Raw genomic sequence first — 24,777 nt, forward strand, 5'->3', positions numbered from 1 at the left:
GTGGCTCCGCTGGGATTCGAACCCAGGACCCGTACATTAAAAGTGTACTGCTCTACCAGCTGAGCTACAGAACCAATATCTTTGTGCTACAATCGCGGTGCGTTACCGTTTTTGTGGGTGCAAAAGTACGGCGACATTTTGAATCTGACAACCCCGGCGCAAAAAGAAACCGCTGCTTTATCCCGCGCAGGCCGGTGGTGGCTGCTTATCCAGTTGCCTTTGTGGGCGTTGGCTACGGCGTGCGGGCAAATAAATTTTTCGGGCACTGCGTCGGCACAAGCCACTGCCAGCCTGGCGCAGGCCGATTTACTGTTTGCCAAAAGCCACTATGCTGCGGCTGCTCCCCTCTACCGCACCCAGATATGGCGGCAGCAGCAGGTATCGCCGCGCGTGCTGCTGCGCATGGCCTACACCCAGCACCAGCTAGGCCACTACGCGGCCGAAATGCTCTACCTCAACCTGGCCCAGGCGCGCCAACCACGCCTGGGCACCTGGCAGCAGCTAGCTAGCCTGGCCCAGCGGCAGCGCCTGGTGGGCTACCCCACTACCTGGCAGCAAGAGCTACGGGTGCAAGCCCAGCGCTACTACTACCCCGGCCTGCAGGCGCTGCTGAGCGGCGCCGTGCTGCTGGCAGTGGTGCTACTGCTGCGGCGGCAGCGCGCCCGGCCGGGCGCCTGGCTGGCCTATGGGGTCTACCTGCTAGGCACGGGCGTTTACCTCTGGCTGCTACGCCCCGAGCCAGTGGGGGTGGTGACGCGCGCCGGGGCAGCCCTCATGGCGGGGCCCGGCGCCGGCGCCACCTGGCTCAGCACGGCGGCGCCCGGCGACCGCCTGCCGGTGCTGGGCCACGACGACATTTGGCTGCGCGTGCGCTGGCAGGACCGCGTGGCCTATGTGCGCGCCACCGATGCGCTGGTAGTAGAATAGCAGCGGCCCTAGCGGCTTTACCGGGGATGCATTCTCCACAAAAAAGCACGTCTTGCCAACGCAAGACGTGCTTTTGAATAAAGGAATAAGAAAACGAGGGCTAGCTCTACTTTAATTGAAATACACCTGGTATTGCAGAATGACGGCGCTGCGGCGCGAGTCTACTACATTTTCACCGGCACCGTTGGTGATGTAGTACGGACGGTTTTGGTAAGAAAGCGTAAACTTGGAGGTGTGGCCGGAGATGAGCCAGTTGACGCCCGCATCGTAGAAATTCACATCGTCGGCCAGGCGGGCGTAGTGTGAATACTGGTAGGCCACGTAGGGCATAAACGTAGTGGTGCCCACCAGGTTATCCTTGAATTTATACCCTAGCTGCGAATAGATGGAGTTGCCGGTGCCATATTCGGGAAAGGCGTTGCCGAAGCCGCCGATGGTGTTGCTGCTCAGGTTGGAAGTGCCGGTGGCGGGGTTCATGGCCGCGCCGTTGCGCAGGTAGCCGGGGCCGTAGTCATAGTGCAGGCCAGCGGCGTAGAAGCTCACGCTGGCCGCGTCGGGCGCGGTGCTCAGCGGCGCGTCGTAAAACACATCGACGGCGTACTGCTGCATGGCCTTGGTTTGCACGCTGGTGGGGTTGCCTTGGGTGTACCACATGGCCTCGGGTTGCACAATGAAGCCCGCCCCGATGTTAAACACGCTTTTCTTGCCGAAGTACGTGCCAGCGGTGTAGGGCGTCAGGTTGCTTTCCTGGTCCTTAAACTGGTAGGAGAAGTAGCCCTGATACTGCGGCTTGGGGGGCATACTCGAAAACTGGGCGTTGGCGCCGGGGCTAGCCACGTAGCCGGCTGCTTTTTGGTAGAGCAGCGGGTTGGCAATGGCCAGGCGGTAGTCGAGCTTACCGAGCTTGCCCTTGACGTACACGCTGAGCTTGCGGCCAAACTGGTCGTTTACGTCGTTGGTGGTTTCTTCCAGCGTGGGCAAGTCGAGGCCCATGATGGTGCCCGCCGACGAGGAGGCGTAGCGGGCGAGCCCGTTCCAGGCGCCCAGGCCGGCGCCAAACGAGAGCTTGTTTTTGACGATGGCGTATTCGGCCACAGCATCGTGCAGGAAGAAGCCGCCCGTGCCGCTCTGGCTAGCCCCCGGCGTGCCGCCGCTTTTGCGGTCAGCATTGTAGCTGAGGTTGTTAATACCAATCTGCGAGTAGATGAACACGCGGTCGGTGAGTTGGCCATAGAACTGAATGCGGAAGCGCCGGATGCCGATGTCGTAGGTATTGGGCGCGTTGTAGCCGCCTACGGTGGTGCCGGGGTTGCTTTCGTTGTAGCGCATCCACACCTGGTTGAGCAGGGTGAACTTGACGTAGCGGCTGGCGTCAGCGTTCAGCGGCAGCTTGCCATCCTTGAGAAAGAAGTTGGGCGCCGGCGGGTTTTGCGGCTGCTGGGTAGCCTGCTCAGCCTGGGTTTGGGTGGGCTGCTGGTCGGGCGAGGGATTAACCTGGGCCACGGCCAACGCCGGCGCTAGAAAAGCCGCGCCGAGGACGGCGGGGGATAATAATTGCTTCATTTGAACGGGAAAGTGGGATACAAAAAACCGGCCCTGCGCACCCGAAACGGAAGCGCAAGACCGGCAAAGGACCGTTCAGAAAAATGAACCTCGTGTGAGGCGCTAGCCCCTACGCACTAGAAATCGCCCTCTTCCTTGCGGAAATTATTTAGTACCAGCTTATCAGTCAGGCCCGGTAGCCACTTATTTAAAAAAACCGTCAATTTGCCTTGGCCGGTGAGTACCAGGGTGCGCTGACGCTGCTCCACGGCGCGGCGCAGGTGCTGGGCAACCTCCTCGCTGGTCATCATCTTGCCTTCGTCGCGCGGGGTGTCGTTCTGGGTCTGCCCGTTGGCGAGCAGGGCCGTGTGGCGGATGTTGGAGGCCGTGAAGCCGGGCGCGGCCGTGAGCACGTTCACGCCCAGGGGCAGCAGCTCGGTGCGCAGCGCTTCAAGAAAGCCGTTCATGGCAAACTTGGAGGCCGAGTAGCCAGTGCGGCCCGGCAGCCCCCGGTAGCCGGCAATGCTGCTGATGCCCACTATCGTGCCCTTGCTGGCCAGCAGGTGCGGCAGCGCGGCCTTGGTGGTGTACACGGTGCCGAAAAAGTTGGTTTGCATGAGCTGCTCCAGCACTTTCACGTCTACATCGGCAAACTTTGCCCGCATGCTCAGGCCGGCGTTGTTGATGAGCACATCGAGGCGGCCGAAGGCGGCTATGGTGTCGGCCACGGCGCGGTTGGCATCGGCCAGTACGCCTACATCGCCCTGCACGGTGCGGTGCTGGATGCCGGCCGCCGTGAGCTCGGCGGCCGTAGCGGCCAGCTTGGCTGCGTCGCGGCCGGTGATGACCACGCTAGCCCCGGCCCGGCCAAACTCCAGGGCGCAGGCCCGGCCAATGCCCGAGGTGCCGCCCGTAATCAAAACTACGCTGGTTGTCATTGCGCAAAAACAGAAAGTCAGTAATTCGATGGCTAGGCCCCGAACTGCAAACCTACAGCCGGGGCTAGCCTTGGCGGCGCAACGGCCTCAACTTTCTGCTTCAGCAGCTGGCCCGTAGACTCTCGAGCAGGGTAATCGTCCACAAAAACCGAGTAATCCGAAAAATCCGAACGAATCCGTGGTGCAGATAACCCGGCCGGCCCGCCTAGTACCTTTGTGGCCTTTTACTGCCCAAAGACATGCCTAGCAAAGCTACTAAACTCGCCAATTCTATTCCGCCCGAAGCCCTCCAGAACATTGAGATTCAAGAGATGGTGGCCGAGGGCAAGTGCATGGTCAAAATCAACAATCTCGTTGTTTTTGTTAATAATGCCGCGCCCGGCGACATCGTGGATTTGCGCATCAGCAAAGCCCACAAGCGGTTTATGGAGGCCACGCCCACGGTTTACCACAAGTATTCGGAGCTGCGCACCACGCCCTTTTGCCAGCACTTCGGCACCTGCGGCGGCTGCAAGTGGCAGCACCTGAGCTACGACGCCCAGCTGCGCGCCAAGCACCAGCAGGTGGTCGATACCCTGCAGCGCATCGGCAAGGTCGAGATTCCGGAAGTGCGCCAGATACTGGGCTCGCCCGAGCGGAAATACTACCGCAATAAGCTCGAATACACGTTCAGCTTTATGGGTTGGCTTACCGAGGAGCAGATTAAGGACGAAGCCGCGCAGTACGACCGCCGCGTGCTGGGCTTCCACACGCCGGGCCGGTTTGATAAGATTATCGACGTGGAACACTGCCACTTGCAGCCCGAGCCGAGCAACGAAATCCGCCTCTTCATCCGCGACTATGCGCGGGAGAACATGCTGCGCTTTGGCAACATCATCAAGCAAACCGGGCTGCTGCGCAACCTCATCATCCGCACCGCCGAGAGCACCGGCGAAACGATGGTGATTCTGCAATGCTACCGCCAGCACCAGGCCATCGAGCCGCTGCTTGATGCGGTGTACGCGAAGTTTCCGCAGATTACCTCGCTCAACTATGTGCTCAACGATAAGGGCAACGAGACCTTCCACGACCTCGACGTGGTGTGCTACAAAGGCAAGCCCTACATCGAGGAGGAGATGGAAGGCCTGCGCTTCCGCATCGGCCCCAAGTCGTTTTACCAAACCAACTCGGCCGGCGCCTACAACCTCTACAAAGTGGCTCGCGAGTTCGCCGAAATCAAGCCCACCGACCTCGTGTATGACCTCTACACCGGGGCCGGCACCATCGCCAACTTCGTAGCCCGCCAGGCCGCTAGGGTCGTCGGCGTGGAATACGTGGAGCAGGCCGTGCTCGACGCCCGCGTAAACTCGGATATCAATGGCGTGACCAACACCGAGTTTTTCGCCGGCGATATGAAGGACATGCTCACCGAGGCCTTCACCAACCACCACGGCCACCCCGACGTCATCATCACCGACCCGCCCCGCGCCGGCATGCACGAAGACGTAGTGAAGCGCCTCGTGGAGCTGCGCGCCCCCCGCGTCGTCTACATCAGTTGCAACCCCGCCACTCAGGCCCGCGATTTAGAATTGCTCGACGAGGTGTATAAAGTGACCCGCGTGCAGCCGGTGGATATGTTCCCGCACACTCACCACGTGGAGAACGTGGTGCTGCTGGAATTGAAATATGCAATTAATCTACAATGAGGAAGCCTATTCAAAATAAGAATGAGGCTTGGGTTCGAGTACCTAATCGCGGTGATTTCGAATTAAACTACCTCATTAAGAATATTGAGGAAGCGTTACGAGAGAAAGACAACTTTTCCCCTAAACTCTACTCTGAAATTTACGATGACTTCTCACATGTTCACTGTGAAATATGCTGGGGAGTTATTGCCAATCGCGCTCCAGAAGTGGCAGATAATAGCGGCTATTATGCAGACCACACTTGGGTCTGTCAGCAGTGCTACACAATGTTTGTAGTACCCGAAAGATACCTTGACGCTGTTGCTTCGCTTGAAAGAATTGCAACGCCAGCTTAATTATGCCCCTATAACATGGACTACTTCAACGACCCCGAGCTAAACGGCAAATACCTGGGCACGATTACCAAGGATTTTGCTACCGCCTCCGACACCATCAAGGAAGCTTCCTACCAAATCCGCAAGCGCGAGATTTCGCAGTACCCGGTGTTCGTTTTTGCCCGGCAGGCGGTGCAGCTCGGCAGCCTGCTCATCAACGCCGACGAGCAGGAATTGCAGTGGCACGTCTTCGCCAGCTACCTCGAAATACTAGCCCAGCAAGGCATCGTGGACCCCGAGAAAATCGAGGACTTCACCGGCACCTGGAAAAACCCGGATGAGTTTTGCTGCCTGCTGGTGGTGGATGAGGAGTTTACGAACTTCGTGTACATCCCCTACCCCGAGGATTAATCTGAACCACGGATTCGGACGGATTTTTCGGATTAGTCGGATTTTGTGGACAATAAAACGGAGAAAGGCTACCTGTTAGGTAGCCTTTCTTCCTGTTAGCTTTAGAGCAGGACTAGCAGAAATTGTTATGGAAAAATCGTCCACAAAATCCGACTAATCCGAAAAATCCGTCCGAATCCGTGGTTCAGAAATGCTCCCAGCCCTGCGCTTGCAGCGGCACGGCCTGGCCGCCCTTCGTTATCAAATTCACAGCGTCGTGGTGCTCGGTGAGGTGACCGATGACGGTGATATCGGGGTGGTTCTTAATCTTGGCGTGGTCCGTGACGGGAATGGTGAATAGCAGCTCGTAGTCTTCACCGCCGTTGAGGGCGGCCATGATGGGGTCGAGGTTAAACTCGGCAGCCGCTTCAAGCGTGGGGTTGGCTAGGGGCAGGTATTCGCTGAACACGCGGGCACCGGTGCCGCTGGCGGCGCACAGGTGCAGCACCTCGGAGGCTAGCCCGTCGGAGATGTCAATCATGGCGGTGGGGTGCACCCCCAGTTCGCGCAGCTCGTGCACCACGTCGAGGCGGGCTTCCGGCTTGAGCTGGCGCTGCACCACGTAGTTGTAGTTGTCGAGCTCGGGCTGGGTGTCGGGGTCGGCCAGGAAGGCTTGCTTTTCGCGCTCCAGCACTTGCAGGCCCAGGTAGGCCCCGCCAAGGTCGCCCGTCACGCACAAAATATCGGTGGGCTTGCCACCCGAGCGGCGCACGGCTTTGCCGGCTTCTACCTGCCCTAGCGCCGTGACGCTGATAATGAGGCCGGTGCGGCTGCCAGTGGTGTCGCCGCCCACCAGGTCGATGCCATAGGCTTCGCAGGCCAGGCGCATACCCGCGTACAGCTCCTCAACCGCCTCTACGGTGAAGCGGCTGGGCAGGCTAAGGCCAACGACCACCTGCGTAGGGGTGGCGAGCATGGCCGCCACATCCGATACGTTCACGGCAATGGCCTTGTAGCCCAAGTGGCGCAGGGGCGAAAAAGACAGGTCGAAATGCACGCCTTCGACCAGCAAATCGGTAGAAACCACGATTTCGTGGCCGGCTGGCGGGGCCAGAATGGCGGCGTCGTCGCCGATACCAAGTACGGTGCTAGGCTGCGTAAGCGCAATGTCGCGCTGCAAGCGGCGGATGAGGCCAAACTCGCCGAGCTGGGATAGGGGCGTTAAATCAGCCATAAAATCGAGAAAACGAGCGAAAGAATCGGGCTACAAAGGTACAGGCCCTGGCGGGCCACCGGCCGGGGCCGTAAATTTGAGCACCCCGGCCGTGCATTATTACTACCGGGTTTGTCGTTTGGTTTTTATGAAAGCTCTTCTCTGCGCTAGCCTCCTCGTGCTCGCGGTGCTGCCCATGTGCAAGCCCGACGCTACCAAAAATGCCACCGCCACGGCCGAAAGCCCGGCTTCGCCGGCCGCCGTGCGGGCTCAATTTGATATTCTGCGCGACTCGGCCGACGTGAACTGGAGACGCATGATGGCCAGCGACGACAAAAAGAACGACGACCTGCGCGAGCTGCTGCAAGACATGAGCAAGTACCCCGGTGCCAACCAGGCGCAGTTGGCCAGCCTGCGCGCCGCTCGCGCCCGCCTGCCCAAGCAGCGCTACGACCGCCGCACCATGGCCTCGTCGGCCCTCATCGACCGCTACGATGCGGCCCAGGACTCGGTGCTGAAAATAGTGCTGCCTATTGCCGCGCCTGATGGCAACGCGCCCTCCGAGCGCGTGCGCGACTATGTGGAGGCCATTCAGCTGGCCGATGCCAACGTGGTGAGCTACCGCGCCCACTACGATGCCGCCGCCAAGGCCTACAACAACTACTTGCAGGTGCACGGCGAAGAGCTGCAAAAAATGGGCGGCAAATATGCCGGCTTGCAGCCGCTGCCGCTCTTCGAGCTGAGCCAATAGGCTGAAGGTGTTGGGATTTAGCGAAAAATGCGTACCTTTTGGCTCCGTTGCCACGCCCGGCCTGGTGCTGGATGAAGCAGCGTAGCCCCCGACACTTTTTTCCAAAACCCTCTGCTCATGCCCCAACGCTTTACTTATCTGCGCCTGCCGCTGCTAGCCCTGCTCGTGAGCTTCGCGCTCACCTCGTGCTTCGACCACGATAAAAAATGCGACCCCAAGCCCAGCAAGTGCGGCAATAAAACCACGACTACCACGCCCACCGGCGGCCCCAGCTAGGCAACTGCTTCAACAAATTCAGAAAGGCCGTCATGCTTCGACAAGCGCAGCATGACGGCCTTTCTTATTTCAACATAAATAGTTAAGCAGCTACTTTTCTTCGACCGGGCCGGGGTTTAGCTCGCGCACGTCGGGGTGCTGGTAGTTGATAAGAATAACCGAGAACGGGTGCGGCTCGCCCTCGCGCTTTTCGAGGCGCACGGCCCCAGCGTCGCGCAGCTGGTTGAGCAGCTGGCGGCGCTCCCAGTCGGGCAGCTCGGGCAGCACATCGGTGAGGCGGCGCAGGAATGGGCTAGCCCAGATTTCGGGCGTAGCCTGCTGGCTGCTGAATTTTTGTGCCTGCTGCAATAAGAACTCCAGCACCCGGCGCTCATCGGTGCGCGTGATGCGCCGGATGGGCGCGAACGTGACCGGCGGCTCTTGCAAGAGCTGGTCCATCAGGCTGGGGCGGGCCGGCTGGCTAGGCCGCACGGGCGCGGCAGGGCTAGCCCCATTTTCGGCCTGCGCCGCAGCAGCAGAGGTACCACTAGCATGGGCAGCCTGCCGGGCGCCGGCCAGCCCCTGCTCGCGCAGGCGGCGCATTTCTTCGCCCTGCTGCTGGCGGGCGGTGCGGTGGTCTTCGAGGGCTTGGAGGCGCTCGGCGGGCAGCAACTGGCGGGCGTCGATGAAGTGCTCCTGGCCCAGCATCTGCAGCAAGTCGCCCGATACGCTTTCGCGGAAGCCTACCACTTTCACCTGCCGGGCCTGGCGGCGCAGGTGCTGCAGCACCGGAATGTAGTCGCGGTCGCCGGCCACGAGCACAAACGTGCCGATGGCGGGACGGGTATAGAGCACTTCGAGCGCATCGATGCAGAGCTGCATGTCGGCCGCATTTTTGTGGTCGGTGCCCAGCACGTTGCGCGTGCTCACGCCCATGAGGTAGAGTGGGCCCTGCGGGCCGGTAGGTATCTTGTCGAAGTCGGCGTAGGCATTGAGTACCAGCGAGTCGAGGCCGTGCTCACGCTTGAGGGCATCGCGCAGGGCCCGTACCAGGTCGAGGGCGTAGTCGTGGGGGTCGTGCGGGTCGAGGTAGTGGTTTTTGAGAAAGTAGTAAACGTTCTCAAAATCGATAAACACGGCGGCATAGGGCGAAACAGCCGTGGCCGATGGCACCGCCGAGAAAGTAGTTGAAGTAGACATTATTAGTAGATAAGAAGGCCGCCGCGCGACTACATAACCTAGTGAGCGACAATGGAAAGAGCGAGTGCGGCAAAGGTCGGCCGCAATTGCCTAGCGGCGCACAAAAGCCTGGGCCAAGAGCCGGGCACCCTAGCCAAAAGCACTGCCGCTCCCGGCTAGGGTGCCCCTTATACCCCGTTTTTTCTGCGCTTGGCTCCTTTGCTGCAACACTGCGGCCGGTGTCGTTGCGCAGTCGCGCTACTTGGCGGCGGCTGGCCCTGGCCAACAAAAAAGCCTCTTCCCGCGCAGAAAGAGGCTTTTTTGATAAGAGAATCGTCTTTTACGAATTGCTAGCCGGCTTCAGCGACAGCGCGGCCAGGGCAATGTCCTGGTTCAGATACTTCGACGTATAGCCGGCGTCTGACTTGTTGAGGAACAGGCAGCTACCGCCCTGCACCGCGTCGATAATCTGGGCATATTGGTCGAGCGGCAGGGCGGGGCAGCCCAGGCTGCGGCCCAGGCGACCATTTTGCTTGATGAAGCTTTCGCTTACGTAGTCGGCACCGTGCATCACAATGGAGCGCGCAAAGGCGTTGGTGTTGAAGCCTTCATCGAGGCCCTGGAGGCGCAGCGAGTGGCCATGCTTACCTTCGTACTCGCTCCCGGTTACGTAAAAGCCAAGGCTGCTCATGTTGCTCTCGTTGGTGTTCGAGAACTGGCTAGCCCCGTTTTCGCCCGAGTTGTGGCCGTGAGCCACCAGGGTATGAAACACGATTTTATCGTTGGCCAGGTCGAGCACCCACAGGCGCTTCTCAGTCGAGGGCAGGTCAAAATCTACTACCGTGAGGTGCTGCTGGTCGGCGGCGAGGTGGCCGGTTTCGCGCAGGTTGAGGTAGCCGGTCATGGCCTTCTGAAACACTTCAAAGCGCAGACCCTGCTGCTCGGCACCAAGGCGGTTATACGTTTCGCGCAGCGTGGCATCGAAACGGGCTAGCGGTGTGGCAGCTACAGCTTTAGGCGCAGCAGCCAGGTGCGTTGGCGCGTGGGCCGACGACTTGAGCAGTGGGCCGGCCAGTGGCGTTGCCAAAAACAACGAAGCCACAAACGGCAGCACGCGCCGCATCAGGCGCTGCGAGCGCCGGCGACCATCGCGCTGGCGTTGAACGACGCTGGAATGATGATGCTTTTTCATGACAAATTCGGCGTGAAAGAATCGTTGGAAGCTACTCTGGTATTCGGCTAGCCTTCCGGCGTTGTTATACGCAGCGTCGTTAGCTAAGATAATAATTAACGCTTCCTTAGCGCAAAAAATTCCCTACCTAGCGCCAGCCGCGCTGCACAAAGCGCCGCCCGGCGGCCGGCCCATCGAGCCAGCGCGAGGCCAGCCCCGGCCCGCTCACCAGCAGCATGCTGCCCGTGCGCAGGGTGCTGATAATGGCTTTGTACTGCGCGGGGGGCAATGCCGGGCAGCCCTGACTGTAGCCCAGGTGGCCGTGCTGACGCACATAGTCGGGGCTGGCATAGTCGGCGGCGTGCAGCACAATGTAGCGGTCAAATACGTTGGTATTCTCGCCTTTATCGTAGCCCTGCAGGCGGCGCGAGTAGCCATGCACACCATCGTAGGTGCCCGAGGTACGGTAAAAGCCCAGTGACGTGCACGCCGAGCTTTCCACATTAGAAAAGCGCCGCGCGCGCAGGTGGCCCGAACCCTGGCCGTGGGCCACCAGGCTACGGTGCAGCACACTGGCATTTTGTAAGTCAATCACCCACAGGCGCTCAGTGGTATTGGGCAGGTCCATGTCGGCCACAGCCAGCACGCCGCTCCGCTCGATGCGGCCGGTGTGGTGCAGGATGAGGTAGCCCACGCAGGCCTGCTCCAGCACCTCGGGGCGCAGGTCGGCAGCGGCCGGGCCCAGCGCCTGGTGCAACCGGGCAATAGCCTGGTGCAGTGTATCGGGCACCCCGGCCACGGCGGCCACCGGGCTGGGACGCAGCGAGTCGGGCAGGGCGGCCGGAGCCGGGGCCAGGGCCGCTACCGGCCGGCTGGCCAGCTGGTCGGCGCTGCCTTCAGCGTGGCTGGCGCGCGAGCAGCCGCTCAGCAGCGGCAGCCCCAGGGCAGCTAGCCCCATCCAAACAGCGGCTTTGGGTAATTGCATACGAGTGCTCATTCACTCAAAAATACAGCTAGCGGGCGCTGGCGCCACTACTTTGAACTTTAAAAAAGCTGCCGTTGCCCTTTAAGCAATAGGGCGCGCAACGGGGCGGATTGGCTGCGCTGTCACAAACTCTTCTTTTTGAGTGGGCGCGTTTAGCATGCTGCCGGGTGAGAAAGCGCTTGCTGACACCAGCCAAACGACCACCTGGCCCCCGGCCGCAACTTTTTGGGCCGTTCGGGCTTACTACCTATTGGCCAGCTACCGGGCCGGGCCTCCGCCGCCGGGCGTACTTTTGCGGGCCGGGCGGCAGTTTATTTCACTTGTTTTTGGGGCGGCGCACGCGTGGCCCTTCGTTCATACTTATGGCTAAAGTTGCCATCAACCTCGCCACCGGCGCCATTCAGCAGGAAGAGCTGATTGTGGGTATTGACCTGGGCACCACCAACTCGCTGGTGGCCTACGTGCACCCCGAAACCCGCCAGCCGGCGGCCATCAACGACCTGGGCCGCGGCACCATCGTGCCATCGGTCGTTCACTTTCCGGCCGATGGCAGCGCCCCACTCATCGGCAACGAGGCCAAAGACTTTCTGCTCTCCGACCCGCAAAACACCATTTATTCGGTGAAGCGCCTGCTGGGTAAAAGCTACCGCGACCTGGGCCAGCACGCCGGCCAGCTAGGGTATAAAGTCATCGACGACGACACCGAGGGCCTCGTGAAAGTGCGCGTGGGTGAGCGCTTCTACTCCCCCATCGAGCTGTCGGCCGACATCCTGCGCGAGCTGCGCCACCGCGCCGAGCACGCCCTCAAAACGCCGGTGCGCCGCGCCGTGATTACGGTGCCGGCTTATTTCAACGACTCGCAGCGCCAGGCCACCCGCGACGCCGGCCGCCTGGCGGGCCTCGAGGTGCTGCGCATCGTGAACGAGCCCACCGCGGCCGCCCTGGCCTATGGCATCGGCCTCGACCCTAGCGAAGAAAAGACAGTGGCCGTGTACGACCTCGGCGGTGGCACCTTCGATATCAGCATTTTACGCCTGCACCAGGGCATCTTTGAGGTGCTGAGCACCCACGGCGACACCTGGCTGGGCGGCGACGATATGGACCGCGCCGTGGTGGAGCACTGGCTAGAAAAATTCCCGCTAGCCCCGGCTTTCAAGGAAGTGCCGGCCCTGCAGCAGCAGCTGCGCCTGGCCGCCGAGATGGCCAAGCGCTACCTCAGCCAGCACGACGACTTCACCACTCAGCTCATCGACGGCGACGAAAACGTGACGGTGGTCACGCTCACCCACGCCGAGTTCGATGGGCTTATTCGCCCGCTGGTTGAGCGTACTATGGCGGCCTGCCGCCAGGCGCTGGCCGATGCCGGGCTAGCCCCCGCCGCCATCCAGGCTGTGCTGCTGGTAGGCGGCTCCACGCGCGTGCCGCTGGTGTACGACGAAGTGTCGAAGTTCTTCGGCCAGCCGGCCAACAACTCGCTCAACCCCGATGAGGTAGTGGCGCTGGGTGCGGCTATTCAGGCCGATATTCTGGCCGGCAACCGCCGCGACGTGCTGCTGCTCGACGTGACGCCGCTCACGCTGGGCATCGAAACGCTGGGCGGGCTCATGGATGCTATTATTCCGCGCAATTCCAAGATTCCGACCAAGGCCGGGCGCCAGTATACGACGAGCGTGGATGGGCAGGTGAACCTGAAAATCGGCGTGTATCAGGGTGAGCGCGACCTGGTTGGCGAGAATCGCAAGCTGGGGGAGTTTGTGCTCACGGGCATCCCGGCCATGCCGGCCGGCCTGCCCAAAATCGACGTCAATTTCTTCCTCAACGCCGACGGCATCTTGCGCGTCGAGGCCATTGAGCTGCGCTCGAACACCCGCCAGCAGGTTGATATAAAGCCCCAATACGGCCTCACCGATGAGCAGGTAGAGCAGATGCTGATGGACTCGCTCACCAATGCAAAGCAGGACGTGGCCGCCCGCTTGCTCATTGAGGCCCGCACCGCTGCCGAGCAGCTGCTCTATCAGGTAGAGCGCTTCTTGAAAAAGAATGCCGAGCACCTCGAAGCCGCCGAGGTGAGCGCTACCACGGCCAAAACCGACGAGCTGCGGCTAGCCCTGGCCAGCGCCGACCGCGACCTCATTCTCAAGCGTATGGATGAGCTCGATGAGCTAACTCGCCCCTTCGCCGAGCGGGTGATGAATATCTCCATCAAGCAGGCCATGAGCGGCAAAAAAATAGGCTAACGGGTAGTGCAGTACCTAAAAATCCCCGGCTACTTGAAGCAGTAGCCGGGGATTTTTCGTTTGATTTCGCTAACTGCTGCCTCGCGCTTAGGGGCGCGGGGTGGAAGTATTTGTGTTAGTGGTGCGGGCCCGGCTGTTGAGGCGCCGCGCAGACGGTGATTCTGCGGCAGCCGGGCTACCTACCGGCTGGTTGGTGCGCAATGCGCCGGCATCGACCCGGCGAGCAGGCACACCGCCAGGAAAGGCGGTAGTGCCCATAGGCGCGCCGGCAGCAGGCGGCGTGGTCGTAGTGCCGATAACGGAGCCTACGCCGGTGCCGGGCGCAGCCGCACTCGGTTGGCCTGGCACGATGGTGCCAATGCCCGCAGCGGGCGTGGCGGGGGCGCCGGGCGTGCTCATGGCGCCAGGGGCGCCCACTACGGGCGTTTGGGCATGAGCCGAAAAGCTGAGGCCTAGCCCCAGAAGGGTCGCGGCGAGAAGATAGCTGGATTTCATAATTTGATATGGAAAGGGAGATGCCGGAGTGCGAGCCCCTCGCGGCCAATGGCTGCCGGGGCAATTAGCTGTACGTGGCACCAGTGTAAAGAGCTGAAAAATCGTTGATAAACCTGAGCCAACCATTGGCTTTCGTACTAAATAATAGCATATTAAAAACCTATATTTCAGCTATTTATGCTCATCTATCAATGAGCCACAAATCAAACCGAGCAGTGGCGGCAGCATCTGGCTCATTTTGTTTGCGGCCAAGCCAGCTGAGGAGTTCAGCTCGCGGTTTGCCGCCCAGCTTCCGGCTAATGCTCATAAAATGGTCATGAATCGGCTGACAAATTAGCTGAGCGCTTACCCATAAGTAGACATAAATTTGCTAGTCTTAAAATTTACTCTCTCGCTCCAAGGCACGCAACGAGCCACTAGCTATAGTAGCCTCGCCCCTGCTGCCCTATCCTTTTTCCTATGAATCCAGCTCGCTACCGGGAAATACTGCTTAGCCTGTTTTATATCACGCTGGTGAGTATACCCTTATCAGTAGAGTGGTTTTCCCCGAACTGGCACGTAGGCCTGACCCTCGTTTCTGAGCCGCTGATGGTCGTTACTGCCGGAGGGCTGGCCCTGGGGCTCTTAGTAGGCTGGCTGCGCTGGCCCACCCGCTATAACCGGCTCGACCTTTTGCTAGGGATGCATTTTGCCGTTTTGCTGCTGGCTACCCTGCTTTCTGATAATAAGCTGGTATCAACCAAGTATTATTTATCGCTGGTACTTTATCTATTGACAGGCTATGCCCTACCTAAGGTGCTGGAGCTAACAGGCCGCGAGTGGCGCCGGGCTGGCGCATCCTTGGCACTGGGCACCTTCCTGCTAGTAGGCTATGTGGTGATTCGGCACCTGCAAACGGGTTTTTCCTTCAGTATCTCCTACTCCATTGCCCAGCCGTTTTCGGCTAACGGCCACACTAACCTTACGGTGCAGCTAGAGCCCCTTATCCTAGCCCTAAACCTGCTGCTGCTAGGGTGTGGATGGGCGCAGGCCGGCCTCCGGCGCCTGCTGGTAGCCGCTGGGCTCACGGTAGTGCTGCTCGTAGTAGCTTTCTCCTTTTCGCGGGCCTCGTTTTGCTCGCTGCTGCTACAGGCGGGGCTGCTGCTGGCCTACACCAGGTGGGCCGCGAGCCGGCGCCTGCTGCTGGTGTGGGCAAGTGCCGGCCTGCTGATAGCGGGCGTATGGCAGATAATGACCCATATACACGATAATGCCTCGCTGCACAATACGCCCTTGCTGCAGGAGATGAGCACGGTCCAAGACTTTTCGCCGGCCAACGACTCTAATGCTGAGCGGCTAAACCGCTGGAAATTTTGCTTGCAGCTGTTTCATGAAACCCCTGTATTGGGTATTGGCCCGGGCACCTTCCCCGACCGCTACCTCGACTATGTGCGGCACACGCCCAGCCACCCCATTTATCTCGACACCCAGCAGCGCATGAACGCGCACAACCTCTACCTCGACTGGCTGGTTGAGGCCGGTGCGCTAGGGCTGCTCTCCGGGCTACTGGTGCTGGGCTACCCATTGGTGCAGCTGCTGCCGCACCTGCGGCGGCGCCCCATGCCCCTGCTGCAGCTAGGCCTGCTGGCTTACTTCGCGTTCTTTCTTCTGCACAGCCTGGCCCAGGACTTCTGGCAGGAGCCTCGCGTGATTGTGCTGTTCTGGCTGGTGCTGAGCTGGCAGCGCTACTGCGCACGCCCCCAGCCCTACGCAGCTCCTCAGCCCTTGCCTGCACAAGCGCTCGCAGAAAGTAGCAGCCCTTTACTCAACTAAAAGCATTAAGCTACACGCTGCCAATCGGTTTGCCAAAAGTTGGGCCGCGGCTGCCGAGCCATCGGCTGCGCTTTTACTGGGCGCTTAGTTCATTTTTATTAGCCAGCGTGCTGGCTGGTTAGCCGCTGAAAGCTATCGGTGGCCTGGTAGCCACCGAGCCATCTTGCCGTATCTTTAGGTAGGTACTTTTCGATTTTTGTTTTGCGCGTACTGCATACTGCCGACTGGCATTTGGGCCAGCATTTTCTTACCGGCCAGGAGCGCCTTACCGAGCAGCGGGCTTTTCTCGACTGGCTGCTGGCCACCGTGCAGGCCGAAGGCGTAGAAGCGCTCGTGCTGGCCGGCGACGTGTTTGACACGACTACGCCTTCGCACGCGGCGCAGGAGTTGTATTACGATTTTTTGGTGCGCCTGCAAGGCACCGGCTGCCGCGATGTGGTGATAGTGGGCGGCAACCACGACTCGCCTACCCTACTCAATGCCAGCCGGCGGCTGCTACGGGCGCTGCGCATTCACGTGGTAGGCGGCGTGCCTGCCGACCCTAGCGAGCAACTTATTGAACTGCCTGGGGCTAGCGGCCGGCCGGGGCTGGTGGTGTGCGCCGTGCCCTTCTTGCGCGACCGCGACCTGCACTTGGCCGTGGCCGGCGAAACGCCCGATGAGCGCCAGCTGCGCATCCGCGACAGCATAGCCGGGCACTACCTGGCCCTGAGCGAGCACGACCTGGTACGCCGCCTGCGCGAGCAAGATGTGCCTGTGCTGGCTACCGGCCACCTCTACGCGGCCGGCGGCGAAGCCCGTGAGGGTGCTGAGCGTGATGTGCACATCGGCGGGCTGGGGGTGATTGCGGCTGAGCACTTTCCCGCCACCTTCGACTACGTAGCGCTAGGGCACCTGCACCGCCCCCAGGTGGTGGGTGGCCGGGCCCACATCCGCTACTCGGGCTCGCCGGTGCCGCTCTCTTTTACCGAGGCCGACGATAAGCAGCAGGTACTGCTGCTCGACTTTGCTGGGGCCGGGGTACCCACCATTACGCCGCTGCCCGTGCCGGTTACCCGGCGGCTGCAACGCTTTCACGGCGAGCTCGATGAGGTAGAAGCGGCTATTCTAGCCTTTGATAACGAAGGTTTTAGACTGGTAGCCTGGGCCGATGTGCTGGTGCGCTCTGATGAGCCCTCGCCCGAGGTGCAGCGCCGCGTGCAAGCGGCTCTCAAAGAGCGCCGTGCCCAAGTGCTGGCCCCGCGCGGCGTGCGCCAGCACCGCCTCACTGAGGCACCCGACATGGCCGGCCCGGCCTCCGAGGCACCCCTTGAGCACCTGCACCAACTCACGGTGGAGGAGGTATTTAGCCGCCGTGTAGCGGGCCTGCCGCCCGAGCGCGCGGCGCAGCTCACGGCCACCTTCCGCGAGCTGCGGCAGCTGCTAGCCGAGGCCGACCCGCTGGCCTGGGGCGGCGAGGAATTTGCTGGCTAGCCTCGTTCACCCAGCCTTATCTGCTCTGAGGCTAGCCGCGAGTCTTGGTAGAAATTTCGTTGAATGAACCGGTAAGACGACTGGAAACCGACTGACCGGTTGCCGCCTGGGCCGAGGCCGAATAGCAGAGAGCCGCAGGTACTTCACGGGCGCCGGCTTCGCTTAGCCTTGCGGGCCAGGCACTGGTTAGCGTAACGTGCACGCTCTGCTTTGTTTCTATCTTGCTTAAGTTTTGTATTCCTTACCTTCTTTACTTTACAACCCTCAGTGCTTTAGCATGAAGAAACTGGTACTCTCTACTGCCCTGCTGCTAGGGCTAGGCGCCGCGCAAACCGCCCAGGCGCAGGCCGCACTGCTGCTAGGGCGCTTGGTTGGCATTGGCGTCAGCTCGGCCATCGGGGCGTCGCGGTCGGCGAAGCTCACGCCCGAGCAAAAAGCCGCGCAGCAGCAAGCAGCGGCTCAGAACCTGGCCAACCAGGCAGCCGCCGAGCGCAACGCTGCCGGCTGGGCAGCTCCCACCGAACTGGTCATGCACCGCACACCCGCCGCCCAGCTGCCCAAGCAGGCTGCCGAGCAAATTACCACCCTCGAAGCGCAGCTCGACGCCTGCCACGCGGCCATGCTGGCCAGCCCCACCGGCCCGGTATGCCCCCCCGAGCAGCGCGCCGCCATTCAGCAGGCCGCTATGGGGGTGGCCCGCGCCAAGCCGGGCTTCGACCTGCACCCCTACCAGCAGGAAATGGCCTATTATATGGCCGAAGACGCCCGCCGCCAACAGGCCGCCGCGCCGAGTGCGCCCGCTAAGTAGACTAGCCATCCGCGCTAAAAAATACGCCTGCCCCGGCCAGCAGCGCCGCGGCGGGCGTATTTTTGGGTATGAAGATTATCAGCCTGCGCTTTGCCAACCTCAACTCGCTGCCGGGGCCATACCACATCCGGTTCGACGCGGCGCCGCTGGCCGATACGGGCTTATTTGCCATTACGGGCCCTACCGGCGCCGGCAAGAGCACGCTGCTCGATGCCATTGCGGTGGGCCTCTATGGCCGGGTGCCGCGCCACGACCGCCAGGTGGGCGAGATGGTGAGTCGCCACGCGCCAGCCGCGTTTTCAGAAGTTGAGTTTGAGGTGCACGAAACCAACCCCGACACCGGCCATACGCAGCGCGTGCGCTACCGCTCGCGCTGGGAGGTGAAGCGCAAAACCCGCGGCGAAGACAAAGGCGGGCTGGGCCAGGATGCCATGACCCTGGTTTTCAGTCCTTCGGGCGAGGCCGTGATTAGTGGCAAGGAAGCAGTGCCGGCCAAGGTGGGCGAGCTATCGGGGCTTGATTTTGGGCAGTTTGAGCAGGCAGTGTTGCTGAGCCAGGGCAAGTTTGCACGCTTCCTGCACGCGCCCGAGAAGGAGCGTAGCGCCCTGCTCGAAAAGATGACCAACGTGGGTATCTACTCGCGGCTATCGGTGGCCGCGTTTGAGAAAGCCAAGGAGGAAAAGCAAAAAACCGAGCTGCTGGCTGCCCGCCTCGACGCCACCCGCCTACTCACCGAGGAAGAGCGCGCTGCCCTGGAAGCCCAGCTCGATGCCCTGAGCGAGCAAGCCGAGCAACACCACGAAGAAGAGCAGGAGCTGAATGTGTGCCTGACCTGGCGCACTATCCTCGACCAGCTCGACAAGCAGCTGCGCGACACTACCCGCGAAGTAGAAACCCTGCGCCAGGCCGACGCTGCCTTGCAGCCCGACTTTGCCCGGCTGGCGGGCCACGAGCGCGCCAACGCCAAGGAGCTGGCCACGCCCCTGGCTCTCACCGAAGTGGCCCAGCAGGCGCTGCAACGCAGCACCGAGCAGCTGGCGCAGCTGCAGCTAGCCCTGCCCAGCTTGGCCACGGCCACTACTACCGCCGCTACCGCGTTGCAAGAAGCGACTACGGCGCACCTCGCCGCTAAAAGCCGGGAAGACGACATGCGCCCGCTGCTGGAAACTGCCCGGACACAGGACGCTGCCATTGCCACCACGCGCCAACAGCTGCACAAAAGCCAGGTTGCGCACACGCAAAACCAGGCCGCCTACCAGCAGGCCGAGGCCACCTGGCAGCAGCAGGCCCAGGAGCTGCAGCGCCTGGCCGAGCAGCACACTACCCTGGAAAGCTGGCTGATTGCGCACAGCCACGAGGTGGACTTAAAAAGCCAGCTCAACGAATTAAGCCGCGAGATTATTGACTTGCAAGGCGCTCAGAAGGAAGCCGCCACCCGGGAAGCCCGGCGCAGTGAGCTGCTCAAGCTGCAGCAGACCCTAGCCGCCGACCTCAACCGCCAGCGGCAGCTCGAAACTGAGGCGCTAGCCCAGCAGCAAGCTGTTAAGGACGAGGGGCAACCGTGCCGCACCGAGCGCGATGCGCTCTTGCACGACACCACGCCCGCCGAGCTGGCGCAGCGCGCCGACGACCTCACCAGCTACCTGCAGGGCCTTCAGCAGCTGCTGCCACTGGCCGTGGCGGCACACGAGCACCAGACCCGCGCCGACGAGCTAGCCGGCCAGCTTCGGCAAGAAGCGCCAGCATTGGCAACGGCCGAAACCGCAGTGCGCCACCTCGAAGTGCGCCAGACCGATGGCCAGCGCCTGCTGGAAAGCCTGCGGCGCGAACTGCGCACGCAGCAAGCCCTAGCCGACCTGAATACCCACCGCCAGCAGCTGCAGCCCGGCCAGCCCTGCCCGCTGTGCGGGGCCCTGGAACACGCTTTCGACGCTGATTTTGCGGCCGATGCCAATGAGCAGGAGCAACGCGTGGCCGCCCAGCAGCAGGCCTTAGCCGACCTCGACGCCGAGCTGCGTGCCCTAGCCCAGCAAGTGACGCGCCGCCAAACCGAGCAAAGCCAGCGCCAGCGTCAGCATCAGGAAGCTACCGAGGCCGCCGTCACCTCCCGTCACCAAGCCCAGGAGGTGGCCGCCCTGCTAGCTCCCACCCCACCCCAGCCGGCCGACCCAGCGGCCGTGCGCGAGCTGCTAACTGCAGCTACTACCGCCCACACCGCTGCCGTGGCCAACCGCCGCCGGCTTGCTACCCTGGACGAAAAGCTAGCCCTGCTGCGCGAAAAATACCTGGCCGCCGGTAAGTCGGCCACCGATGCGCAGGGCGAGATTCGCCTGCTGATGCAGCGCCAGGAGGCGAATACGCTGGAAATAAACAAGCTGTCGCTCGAATTGACGGAGTGGCGCGAGCAGGCAGAGATTTACCAAAGCACTATCCAAGACATCCTGCGCCCGCACCAATTGGCGCTACCACCCCGACCGCCCTACGATGGACTGCTGGCCACGCTTGAAGAGCGCGCCACGCACTACGAAGGGCAGCGCGCGCGGCTCGAAGCCGGGCGCAAAGACGAGCTAGAGCGCGCAACCCAGCACAAAGCCCGCCGCGACCAGTTAACAGACCAGCAGCTGAAGCTAACTGCCGATAGTGAAGACCTTGCCGCCCAGCAGCTAGCCCTTGAGCAGCAGCAGGCCGCCCGCCTGGCGCACTACGCCGGCGCCGACCCGGCTACCGAGGCCGAGCAGCTGCGCCGACACACCCAGCAGCTAGCCGAAGCTGCCAAGCAAGCCGAGCAGCAGCACACCCAGCAGCAGCAAGAGCTGGCTATCAAGCAAAATGCCTACGCCTCAATTCAAACGCAGCTAGCCACCCACCGCATGGCCTACGCCGAGCGCCAGGCCGAGCTAGCTGCCGCGCTGGCCGCCGCCGGCTTTGCCGACGCGGCCGAAGCCCAGGCGCTGTTGCTGCCCGCCCCGGAGGCCGCCCGCCTGCACCAGCGTCGCCAGGACCACCTCACGGCTACGGCCGCCGCCAACCGCCGCCTGGCCGACCTCACGGCCGAGCAGCAGCACCACGCCGAGGCTGGCCTCACGCCCCTGAGCGCCGCCGCGCTATCAGCCCAGCTCAGCGCCCTGGCTGCCGCCAATGATATTTTGCAGCAGAAACTAGGGGCCGTCAGCAACCAGCTGGTGCAAGATGATGCCGCCCGCCAGCTGCTGGCCGAGGGCCTGCGCGAGCTCCAGCTGCGCCAGCAGGAAGAGCAGCGCTGGCAAGACCTGGCCGAGCAAATTGGCTCGGCTAAGGGCGACAAGTTCAGTCAGTTTGCCCAGGGCCTCACGCTCAGCCACCTAGCCCGGCTAGCCAACCTGCGCCTGCGCCAGCTCACGGGCCGCTACACCATCTTCAAAACGCCCAACCGCAACCTGGAGCTGCAAATCATCGACCACGACCAAGCCGATACCATCCGGCCGATGGCCTCGCTTTCGGGTGGCGAGAGCTTCCTGGTAAGCCTGGCCCTGGCGCTGGGATTAAGCGAGTTGGCCGGCTACAAGGCGCGCATCGAGTCGCTGTTTATCGACGAAGGCTTTGGCACCCTCGACCCCGACTCGCTCAACACGGCCCTCGATGCGCTGGAGCGCCTCCAGCACTCGGGCAAGATGATTGGCATCATCTCGCACGTGGCCGACCTCAAGGAGCGCATCGGCACCCAGATACGGGTGCAGCCCGGCGCCGGTGGCAACAGCACCGTGCGCGTGGTCGATGTGCTAGGGTCCGAAATTGAGTGCGCAGGGTGAGTAGCAACGGCGGTTACGAGGTAGCCCCTCATGCTTCTCGTCGTCAGCATGAAGGCCTATTGACTTACTGCCCGCACCTCGGCCCACGTCCAGTATTTTTTGGGCTCAACCCCGGCGTAGCCTCTTTGTAAAAAAGCCACTACTTCGGCTTCTACTGTGTTGGCGGCTAGGCTCGATGCGTAGATGGGCCGGCCGTCGGGGTCGGCGTAGCGCTCGGCTTTTGAGAGCGGGCGGCCAGCCAGGCGCAGCAGCGGGCCGGTGTCGGTGAGCGGGTCGGCAGCCCAGCGATAATTGCTCTTTTCCAGCTCGTTGAGCCTAACGGCGAGCGGGGCCAGCGCCAGGCGCGGCAGCGTAGGGCGGCTTTCGAGGTCTATCCAAGTCGTGTATTTGCACTCCAGCTCGTAGCGCTGGCCATCATAGAGGCTCAGCACCCAGTCGAGGCCCGCCGTAGGGCCGAAGAGGGCGTAGTATGGCGCCGGTGCGGGCGTGCGCACCACGGCCAAACCAATTTCCGGATACGCAAGGCGCTGTGTAAGTGGTTCTTCTAGCGCTGTGGCGGCTTGCCGCACGCGCGTATACTCCGGCTCCCAGGCGGCGCGGCCGGCTTCGGGGTTTTGCACCAGCGCGGCAAAGCGCGGCAAGAACCAGGCAAACTTTTCGGCCGACGCTTCGTCTTCGCGCCGGCGGCGGGCCGGTGCCCCAAAGGGCTCGTAGAAGTGGGCTTTTTCCTCGGCATTAAGCCAGCAGGCCAGCCGCAGGGCATGGTCGGCTAGGGGGTGCTGCCAATCAATTTCGCGAAAGTCACCCAGCGTGGCCGTGAGGCGCAGCAGCGGCTCATGAGCCAGGGCCAGCTCCGGATGCAGCAGCGCCCACACCCCGATAAACCCGTCAATATCAAAGTGATTGGCCGTCACGGCCCGCGCTTCCAGCCCCTGCATGGCGGGTGTGTGCAAGGCCCGCAGGCACGAGCCGGCGCTGGTATCATCGCGCAGGGCCTGGGGCGTGGCAGCCCCGCGCCAGTGGGCTAGCGTGAGTGCCGCACCCAGCCCGGTGCTATCTACCACAATGGTGGGCTGGCGCCGCAATTGCTTGAAGGGCACAAAGTAGCGGGATTCGGCAGCTTGCTCGTCTGGCGTCATTCAGGTCAAGAAAATCGGGTGAAAGCAGATGGTAGATGGGCTAGTGGCTGTGCATATTCCGACAACTACCCATTGCCAGCCCGACGGTTACGAATCTTCTCTACCTTGTTTTTGCGAATCCAATTCAGATAGCTCTGCAATTCGTCGGCGGCGCGCAGGGCATCCACAGTGTGGTACTGGCGGGCTAGGGCGCGGTTGGTGAGAAAGCGGTGCACGCTGCTATGGCAAGGCTGGCACAGGTCGACGGTAGCACTGTAGCGGCCACCTTCCTCGCGCGGCACAAGGTGGTGGCGGGTAGTATGCTGCACGGCGCGCTCGCAGAGGCCGCAGCGCATTTCATTCGACTGCTGGGCGCGGGCGGTGGCTTCGGCAGCGGCCTGGGCTAGTTGCTGGCGGCGGGTCAAGGGGCTAGCGAAATAAGTAAAGTACCAGTAATCAATTTAACCCTATTTGCGAGCCGAGAGTTGCGAAAGTGAAACCGGAGCGCTTATATTGACCGCCGATTGGCAATTGCCAGCTTTATTATTTTTCCGCGAAGCCTTCTTCTCTTTTTTCTCACTTTTTTTCTCTAAATGGTACACAATTCTACTACTTTACCGTTGAACAGCAGCTGGATGCGGCGTGGCGCCGTACTAGCAACTTTGCTGGTCGGAAGTTTTTTTGCGTCGAGCGCCCACGCCCAAACCTGGATGGTATCGACCACGCCCTACATCAAGCTTGGGGTGCTGGATAAGTACAACGCCCTAGGTGGTTTCGCCGCCGTATTTATCGTCACTAACGAGAAGAACGGCCAGGAATATCTACTCACTAAGCAGGTAGCCAAGGGCGAAAATGGCGTAGACGTATTCTTCCCGACCGAGCCCAGCGACCCCGAATATTTCAAGAACATGCAGGGGCTAGCCGCGCAGCCCACGCCGGGCCGCTACCACTGGGAGTGCCGCGTGAATGGCAAAAAAGCCGTGGGTGGCTTCTTCATGTTCCCGGAGGTAGGGAATGATATCACCGTTGTGGGCGGCTCGGCATCGCGCTAGCCCCGCACCACGCGCATAAAGGGCACACTATCAGGCAGCGGGCCGAGTAAGTCGGCCAGGGCCTGGAGAAAGCGGCCGGCCGTATCGGGCCGGCCGGCTGGTGGGCCCGGCGCGTGGCGGCGGTGGTGCTCGCCGCGCAGCTCGCCCAGCATTGTGGGCGTACCAGCCTCTTCGGGGCTACGGCCCAGGGTAGCTTCGAGCAGAAAGTAGCGCGGCAGGACTTCGTCGGGGGGCAGGTCGTCGTCCTCGGCCTCCTCGTCATCGTCGGGGATGCGCGAGTGGTCATCAGGGTCGGCCTCGGCCTGCTCGTAGACGATGGCGGCCAGGTGGGCTTCGCCGGTGGCCTGGGGCGGCGGCAGCTGCAACAGTGCCGTAGCCCGGCCCGCTACCTGGTGCCAGCTCAGGTGCAGCCCCCGGGGCGCCACCCGCTCGCGCGGGGGCAGGCTCTCGGCGGCCTTGTCCCACATGTACAGCAGCAGCTCGCGCGCCAGCAGCGGGTCGCTAAGCTCGCGGCGCACGGCGCCAGGCCGGCGCCACACCAACTGCGGCAGCATCAGGTAGGCAAAGTGGTGCGGGTGCGGACGAGCCATTTAGCAGTACAGTGATAAAGTAGTAGGTGGGTCAGGAGCAGGCAAAGCCTACGC

22 protein-coding genes and 1 tRNA gene are annotated in these 24,777 nt (G+C 62.0%); 12 read left to right on the forward strand and 11 right to left on the reverse strand.

Annotated elements, in window-relative coordinates:
• Position 1: 1 nt before the first annotated feature.
• A tRNA-Lys gene (locus tag J4D99_RS17935) sits at positions 2 to 74 on the reverse strand.
• A 145-nt stretch (positions 75 to 219) separates the two neighbouring features.
• Here J4D99_RS17935 and J4D99_RS17940 point away from each other — a divergent pair.
• Positions 220 to 927, forward strand: a complete 708-nt coding sequence (locus J4D99_RS17940) for a hypothetical protein (RefSeq protein ID WP_208133121.1) — start codon at positions 220 to 222, stop codon at positions 925 to 927.
• A gap of 111 nt (positions 928 to 1,038) precedes the next feature.
• Here the strand turns inward: J4D99_RS17940 and J4D99_RS17945 are convergent, their stop codons facing one another.
• On the reverse strand, positions 1,039 to 2,490 hold the full coding sequence (locus tag J4D99_RS17945; RefSeq protein ID WP_208133122.1) for a hypothetical protein: 1,452 nt from the start codon (positions 2,488 to 2,490) through the stop codon (positions 1,039 to 1,041).
• A 116-nt stretch (positions 2,491 to 2,606) separates the two neighbouring features.
• The gene (locus tag J4D99_RS17950; protein ID WP_208133123.1) at positions 2,607 to 3,407 is read right to left on the reverse strand and encodes an SDR family oxidoreductase; all 801 of its coding nucleotides are present in this window, start codon (positions 3,405 to 3,407) and stop codon (positions 2,607 to 2,609) included.
• A 239-nt stretch (positions 3,408 to 3,646) separates the two neighbouring features.
• On the opposite strand from J4D99_RS17950, the gene rlmD reads away from it, so the two are divergent.
• Genes rlmD through J4D99_RS17965 form a run of 3 tightly spaced genes read left to right on the forward strand, consistent with a single transcriptional unit; the run spans position 3,647 to position 5,817 of the window.
• On the forward strand, positions 3,647 to 5,092 hold the full coding sequence (rlmD, locus tag J4D99_RS17955) for a 23S rRNA (uracil(1939)-C(5))-methyltransferase RlmD (RefSeq protein ID WP_208133124.1): 1,446 nt from the start codon (positions 3,647 to 3,649) through the stop codon (positions 5,090 to 5,092).
• Positions 5,089 to 5,427: a hypothetical protein gene (locus J4D99_RS17960; RefSeq protein WP_208133125.1), complete on the forward strand. Its 339-nt coding sequence runs from the start codon at positions 5,089 to 5,091 to the stop codon at positions 5,425 to 5,427. Before rlmD ends, J4D99_RS17960 begins: the two co-directional genes overlap by 4 nt.
• A 15-nt stretch (positions 5,428 to 5,442) precedes the next feature.
• A complete protein-coding gene (locus J4D99_RS17965; RefSeq protein WP_208133126.1) occupies positions 5,443 to 5,817 on the forward strand; it encodes a hypothetical protein in 375 nt (124 codons plus the stop codon).
• A gap of 184 nt (positions 5,818 to 6,001) precedes the next feature.
• On the opposite strand, the gene thiL is transcribed toward J4D99_RS17965, so the two are convergent.
• Positions 6,002 to 7,030 (reverse strand): thiamine-phosphate kinase, encoded by a 1,029-nt coding sequence (gene thiL / locus J4D99_RS17970; protein WP_208133127.1) that lies wholly within the window; start codon positions 7,028 to 7,030, stop codon positions 6,002 to 6,004.
• Positions 7,031 to 7,157: 127 nt separating this feature from the next.
• On the opposite strand from thiL, the gene J4D99_RS17975 reads away from it, so the two are divergent.
• A complete protein-coding gene (locus J4D99_RS17975) occupies positions 7,158 to 7,760 on the forward strand; it encodes a hypothetical protein (protein WP_208133128.1) in 603 nt (200 codons plus the stop codon).
• A 117-nt stretch (positions 7,761 to 7,877) separates the two neighbouring features.
• The gene (locus J4D99_RS17980) at positions 7,878 to 8,036 is read left to right on the forward strand and encodes a hypothetical protein (RefSeq protein ID WP_208133129.1); all 159 of its coding nucleotides are present in this window, start codon (positions 7,878 to 7,880) and stop codon (positions 8,034 to 8,036) included.
• A 90-nt stretch (positions 8,037 to 8,126) separates the two neighbouring features.
• On the opposite strand, the gene J4D99_RS17985 is transcribed toward J4D99_RS17980, so the two are convergent.
• From J4D99_RS17985 to J4D99_RS17995, 3 genes are all read right to left on the reverse strand, one after another.
• Positions 8,127 to 9,215 (reverse strand): NYN domain-containing protein, encoded by a 1,089-nt coding sequence (locus tag J4D99_RS17985; protein ID WP_208133130.1) that lies wholly within the window; start codon positions 9,213 to 9,215, stop codon positions 8,127 to 8,129.
• Positions 9,216 to 9,534: 319 nt separating this feature from the next.
• Positions 9,535 to 10,386, reverse strand: a complete 852-nt coding sequence (locus tag J4D99_RS17990) for a murein L,D-transpeptidase catalytic domain family protein (protein ID WP_208133131.1) — start codon at positions 10,384 to 10,386, stop codon at positions 9,535 to 9,537.
• Between the two features lie 127 nt (positions 10,387 to 10,513).
• A complete protein-coding gene (locus tag J4D99_RS17995; RefSeq protein ID WP_208133132.1) occupies positions 10,514 to 11,350 on the reverse strand; it encodes a murein L,D-transpeptidase catalytic domain family protein in 837 nt (278 codons plus the stop codon).
• 362 nt (positions 11,351 to 11,712) lie between these two features.
• Here J4D99_RS17995 and hscA point away from each other — a divergent pair, with 362 nt between their 5' ends.
• A complete protein-coding gene (gene hscA, locus J4D99_RS18000) occupies positions 11,713 to 13,587 on the forward strand; it encodes a Fe-S protein assembly chaperone HscA (RefSeq protein WP_208133133.1) in 1,875 nt (624 codons plus the stop codon).
• Between the two features lie 87 nt (positions 13,588 to 13,674).
• Here hscA and J4D99_RS18005 read toward each other — a convergent pair whose 3' ends face one another.
• Positions 13,675 to 14,082 (reverse strand): hypothetical protein, encoded by a 408-nt coding sequence (locus J4D99_RS18005; protein WP_208133134.1) that lies wholly within the window; start codon positions 14,080 to 14,082, stop codon positions 13,675 to 13,677.
• A gap of 459 nt (positions 14,083 to 14,541) precedes the next feature.
• On the opposite strand from J4D99_RS18005, the gene J4D99_RS18010 reads away from it, so the two are divergent.
• From J4D99_RS18010 to J4D99_RS18025, 4 genes are all read left to right on the forward strand, one after another.
• Positions 14,542 to 15,894 (forward strand): O-antigen ligase family protein, encoded by a 1,353-nt coding sequence (locus J4D99_RS18010; protein WP_208133135.1) that lies wholly within the window; start codon positions 14,542 to 14,544, stop codon positions 15,892 to 15,894.
• Positions 15,895 to 16,095: 201 nt separating this feature from the next.
• Positions 16,096 to 17,367, forward strand: coding sequence for an exonuclease SbcCD subunit D C-terminal domain-containing protein (locus tag J4D99_RS18015; RefSeq protein ID WP_208133136.1), 1,272 nt, complete (start codon positions 16,096 to 16,098; stop codon positions 17,365 to 17,367).
• A gap of 277 nt (positions 17,368 to 17,644) precedes the next feature.
• Complete coding sequence (locus tag J4D99_RS18020) at positions 17,645 to 18,175, forward strand: hypothetical protein (RefSeq protein ID WP_208133137.1); 531 nt, start codon at positions 17,645 to 17,647, stop codon at positions 18,173 to 18,175.
• A 68-nt stretch (positions 18,176 to 18,243) separates the two neighbouring features.
• Positions 18,244 to 21,963 (forward strand): AAA family ATPase, encoded by a 3,720-nt coding sequence (locus J4D99_RS18025; RefSeq protein ID WP_208133138.1) that lies wholly within the window; start codon positions 18,244 to 18,246, stop codon positions 21,961 to 21,963.
• 56 nt (positions 21,964 to 22,019) lie between these two features.
• Here the strand turns inward: J4D99_RS18025 and J4D99_RS18030 are convergent, their stop codons facing one another.
• Both J4D99_RS18030 and J4D99_RS18035 read right to left on the reverse strand, forming a co-directional pair.
• On the reverse strand, positions 22,020 to 23,102 hold the full coding sequence (locus J4D99_RS18030; protein WP_208133139.1) for a DUF6687 family protein: 1,083 nt from the start codon (positions 23,100 to 23,102) through the stop codon (positions 22,020 to 22,022).
• A gap of 65 nt (positions 23,103 to 23,167) precedes the next feature.
• The gene (locus J4D99_RS18035; protein ID WP_236018733.1) at positions 23,168 to 23,506 is read right to left on the reverse strand and encodes an HNH endonuclease; all 339 of its coding nucleotides are present in this window, start codon (positions 23,504 to 23,506) and stop codon (positions 23,168 to 23,170) included.
• Positions 23,507 to 23,674: 168 nt separating this feature from the next.
• Between J4D99_RS18035 and J4D99_RS18040 the strand changes: the two genes are divergently transcribed.
• The gene (locus J4D99_RS18040) at positions 23,675 to 24,133 is read left to right on the forward strand and encodes a hypothetical protein (protein ID WP_208133140.1); all 459 of its coding nucleotides are present in this window, start codon (positions 23,675 to 23,677) and stop codon (positions 24,131 to 24,133) included.
• Here J4D99_RS18040 and J4D99_RS18045 read toward each other — a convergent pair.
• Positions 24,130 to 24,723: a hypothetical protein gene (locus tag J4D99_RS18045; protein WP_208133141.1), complete on the reverse strand. Its 594-nt coding sequence runs from the start codon at positions 24,721 to 24,723 to the stop codon at positions 24,130 to 24,132. The two genes, J4D99_RS18040 and J4D99_RS18045, sit on opposite strands and share 4 nt — an antisense overlap.
• Between the last annotated feature and the right edge of the window lie 54 nt (positions 24,724 to 24,777).

Source organism: Hymenobacter sp. BT559 (genome assembly GCF_017571525.1).
GTDB classification, from domain to species: Bacteria; Bacteroidota; Bacteroidia; order Cytophagales; family Hymenobacteraceae; genus Hymenobacter; species Hymenobacter ginsengisoli.

What these genes read in the sequence shown, in the direction of transcription:
- J4D99_RS17965 (WP_208133126.1), top strand. Translation starts at nt 5,443, where the DNA reads ATGGACTACTTCAACGACCCCGAGCTAAACGGCAAATACCTGGGCACG.
- J4D99_RS17990 (WP_208133131.1), bottom strand. Translation starts at nt 10,386, where the DNA reads ATGAAAAAGCATCATCATTCCAGCGTCGTTCAACGCCAGCGCGATGGT.
- hscA (WP_208133133.1), top strand. Translation starts at nt 11,713, where the DNA reads ATGGCTAAAGTTGCCATCAACCTCGCCACCGGCGCCATTCAGCAGGAA.
- J4D99_RS18040 (WP_208133140.1), top strand. Translation starts at nt 23,675, where the DNA reads ATGGTACACAATTCTACTACTTTACCGTTGAACAGCAGCTGGATGCGG.
- J4D99_RS17950 (WP_208133123.1), bottom strand. Translation starts at nt 3,407, where the DNA reads ATGACAACCAGCGTAGTTTTGATTACGGGCGGCACCTCGGGCATTGGC.
- J4D99_RS17995 (WP_208133132.1), bottom strand. Translation starts at nt 11,350, where the DNA reads ATGCAATTACCCAAAGCCGCTGTTTGGATGGGGCTAGCTGCCCTGGGG.
- rlmD (WP_208133124.1), top strand. Translation starts at nt 3,647, where the DNA reads ATGCCTAGCAAAGCTACTAAACTCGCCAATTCTATTCCGCCCGAAGCC.
- J4D99_RS18010 (WP_208133135.1), top strand. Translation starts at nt 14,542, where the DNA reads ATGAATCCAGCTCGCTACCGGGAAATACTGCTTAGCCTGTTTTATATC.
- thiL (WP_208133127.1), bottom strand. Translation starts at nt 7,030, where the DNA reads ATGGCTGATTTAACGCCCCTATCCCAGCTCGGCGAGTTTGGCCTCATC.
- J4D99_RS18030 (WP_208133139.1), bottom strand. Translation starts at nt 23,102, where the DNA reads ATGACGCCAGACGAGCAAGCTGCCGAATCCCGCTACTTTGTGCCCTTC.
- J4D99_RS18005 (WP_208133134.1), bottom strand. Translation starts at nt 14,082, where the DNA reads ATGAAATCCAGCTATCTTCTCGCCGCGACCCTTCTGGGGCTAGGCCTC.
- J4D99_RS17985 (WP_208133130.1), bottom strand. Translation starts at nt 9,215, where the DNA reads ATGTCTACTTCAACTACTTTCTCGGCGGTGCCATCGGCCACGGCTGTT.
- J4D99_RS17945 (WP_208133122.1), bottom strand. Translation starts at nt 2,490, where the DNA reads ATGAAGCAATTATTATCCCCCGCCGTCCTCGGCGCGGCTTTTCTAGCG.
- J4D99_RS18020 (WP_208133137.1), top strand. Translation starts at nt 17,645, where the DNA reads ATGAAGAAACTGGTACTCTCTACTGCCCTGCTGCTAGGGCTAGGCGCC.
- J4D99_RS17960 (WP_208133125.1), top strand. Translation starts at nt 5,089, where the DNA reads ATGAGGAAGCCTATTCAAAATAAGAATGAGGCTTGGGTTCGAGTACCT.
- J4D99_RS17980 (WP_208133129.1), top strand. Translation starts at nt 7,878, where the DNA reads ATGCCCCAACGCTTTACTTATCTGCGCCTGCCGCTGCTAGCCCTGCTC.
- J4D99_RS18025 (WP_208133138.1), top strand. Translation starts at nt 18,244, where the DNA reads ATGAAGATTATCAGCCTGCGCTTTGCCAACCTCAACTCGCTGCCGGGG.
- J4D99_RS18045 (WP_208133141.1), bottom strand. Translation starts at nt 24,723, where the DNA reads ATGGCTCGTCCGCACCCGCACCACTTTGCCTACCTGATGCTGCCGCAG.
- J4D99_RS17975 (WP_208133128.1), top strand. Translation starts at nt 7,158, where the DNA reads ATGAAAGCTCTTCTCTGCGCTAGCCTCCTCGTGCTCGCGGTGCTGCCC.